The sequence below is a fragment of the Frateuria sp. genome (genome assembly GCF_013362045.1).
In the GTDB taxonomy this organism is placed as follows: domain Bacteria; phylum Pseudomonadota; class Gammaproteobacteria; order Xanthomonadales; family Rhodanobacteraceae; genus Frateuria_A.
The window spans coordinates 1-2,288 of the sequence record NZ_JABFWW010000076.1; the positions used below are offsets into that span (position 1 = coordinate 1).

2 protein-coding genes are annotated in these 2,288 nt (G+C 73.1%); both read left to right on the forward strand.

Translation table 11 applies throughout. The features are described 5' to 3' along the window. The first annotated feature begins 589 nt into the window (after nt 1-589). A complete protein-coding gene (locus tag HOQ08_RS03640; RefSeq protein WP_291191758.1) occupies nt 590-826 on the forward strand; it encodes a PP0621 family protein in 237 nt (78 codons plus the stop codon). Between the two features lies 1 nt (nt 827). After that, nucleotides 828-2,288 (forward strand): histidine kinase dimerization/phospho-acceptor domain-containing protein (locus HOQ08_RS03645; protein WP_291191761.1); only part of this gene is annotated, 1,461 nt, incomplete at its 3' end.

The following is a 2,288-nucleotide window of genomic DNA, read 5'->3' on the forward strand; positions in this document are numbered from 1 at the left end:
CTCGACCAGCGCGCCGCGCGCTGGGTGCTCCTGCTTGCCTGGTTCCTGCATGCCGTGGTCCTCGCCTGGACCGTGCTGGGCGAGTCACCGCGCTTCGGCTTCGCGCCGGCGCTGTCGATCACCGCCTGGCTGGTGCTCACCGTGTACGCCGTCGAACGCGAACTGTTCCCGCAACTGCCCGCGCGCTGGGCGCTGGCCGGCCTGGGCGGTGCGACTGTGCTGCTCGCGATGGCCTATCCCGGCACGCCGCTGCATGTCAGCGCATCGCCGCTGCTGCCGTTGCACCTGGCGCTGGGCGTCGCCTCGTACGGCCTGTTCGCGGCGGCGGCGGTGCACGCCTGGCTGATGCGCCGGGCCGAGCGCTCGATCCGCCAGGCCAACGACCCGCACACCGGCGTGCCGCTGCTCACGCTGGAGCGGCTTACGTTCCGCTTCGGGCCGCGTTCGCCACGCTGCTGCTCGGCCGCGCCCGCTTCGGCTGGCGCGGACGCACCGCCGTGCGCGTCCTCTACACCGGCTCGATCCTGCTGCTGCTGGCCTACGTCGGCTCGCGCTTCGTGCTCGAAGTCGTCCTGCACCGGGTCGCGACATGAAGTATCTGGTGCTGATCGCGATCCTGGTGCTGGCCTACGTGGCCTGGCGCAACGGCCGCGTGCGCGAAGCGGCCCATCGGCCGCCGGAGCCACGCCGCGACTCGCCCGCGCTGCCGCAGGACATGGTGCGTTGCCCCGTGTGCTCCGTGCACCTGCCCAAGGGCGAGGCGTTCGCCGGCGCCAGCGGGCGGCTGTACTGCACGCACGAGCACCGGGCCAAGGGCGGCAACTGACGTGACGCCCGCTCGCGCCGCCACGCCGCTGCCGGCCGCCGTGGCCGCCGAGGATTCGGCGTTCAACCGGCTCTGGTTCGGCTTCGCGGCCGCGCGCGTGGTCGTGGGCCTGGTGCTCACGGCCCTGCTGACGGCAGTGCGCTACCTCAACCCGGCCGCCGGCGTGTCGAACTGGGTGCTGGGCATGTGCAGCGCCTATTTCCTCGCCGCGCTGGCCGCCCGGCTGCTGCTGCGGCCCGTGCGGCCGGGCAAGACGTTCGACCCGCAATGGGTGTCGAGCATCGGCATCGACCTGGTCGTGTTCTCGGCGCTGCAGTTCGCCAACAGCGGCGGCATCTATTTCCCGCCGCTCTTCGCCGTGCCGGTGCTCATGGCCTCGGTGCTCGGCTCGACGCCGCTCGCCCTGGGCACCGCGGCCGGCGTGGCCCTGCTGCTGCTGGCCGAGGCCTGGGTGCAATCGCTCACGGCCCCGATCGACCTGGCGCAGAAATTCCTGCAGGCGGGCCTCACCGGCACCGGCTTCTTCGCCCTCGCCTTCCTGTCGCACCAGCTGGCGCTGCGCCTGGCGCGCGAGGAAGAGGCCGCGCGCGCGGGGCGCAAGGCGGCGCAGATGCACGCGCAGGTCAACCAGCTGGTGATCGACACGCTCACGCAGGGCGTGCTCGTGATCGATGCCGACGGCCAGGTGCATGCGGCCAACCCGGCGGCCCGCGAGCTGCTGGGCGCCAGCTTCAGCCGCGCGCCCGGCCTCTCGTGGCTGCTGGCCGACCCGGCCTGGAAGCCGCTGCTGCTGCTGGCCCAGCAAACCTTCGCCTCGCGCTCGCCGCAGATGGCCGACATGGCGATCCAGCCCGTCGACGCGCCCGCGCGTCGCATGTCGGCCCGCGCGCACCTGAGCGGCTCGCCCGACCAGCCTGCCGACGCCCTATGCGTGGTGTTCCTGGAGGACCTGCGCGAGCTGGAAGCGCGCATGCGCACCGAGAAGCTGGCGTCGATGGGCCGCATGTCGACGGCGGTCGCGCACGAGATCCGCAACCCGCTTGCCGCCATCACGCAGGCCAACGAGCTGCTGGAAGAGGACCTGCAGCGCCCCGAGCACCGCCAGCTGAGCGGGCTGGTGCGCCAGAACGCCCAGCGGCTGGCGCAGATCGTCGACGAGATCCTGGACATCGCCCGTGTCCAGCGGCAGGGCGAAGGCCCCTCGCCCGCGATGCTGGCCCTCGACCCGGCGGTTCGCGATGGCGCCGGCGACTGGATCTCGCACCACCGCAGCGGCGACCACGTGCGCGTCGCGCTCGAGGCCGCCGGCGTCACGGTGCTGTTCGAAGGCGACCACCTGCGCCGCGTGCTGGTGAACCTGCTGGACAACGCGCTGCGCTACGCATCCGAGGAGCCCGGCGCCATCCAGGTGGTCACCAGCACCGGCGACGCGCCCACGCTCACGGTGTGGCGCGCCGGCGCC

What these genes read in the sequence shown, in the direction of transcription:
- HOQ08_RS03640 (WP_291191758.1), top strand. Translation starts at nt 590, where the DNA reads ATGAAGTATCTGGTGCTGATCGCGATCCTGGTGCTGGCCTACGTGGCC.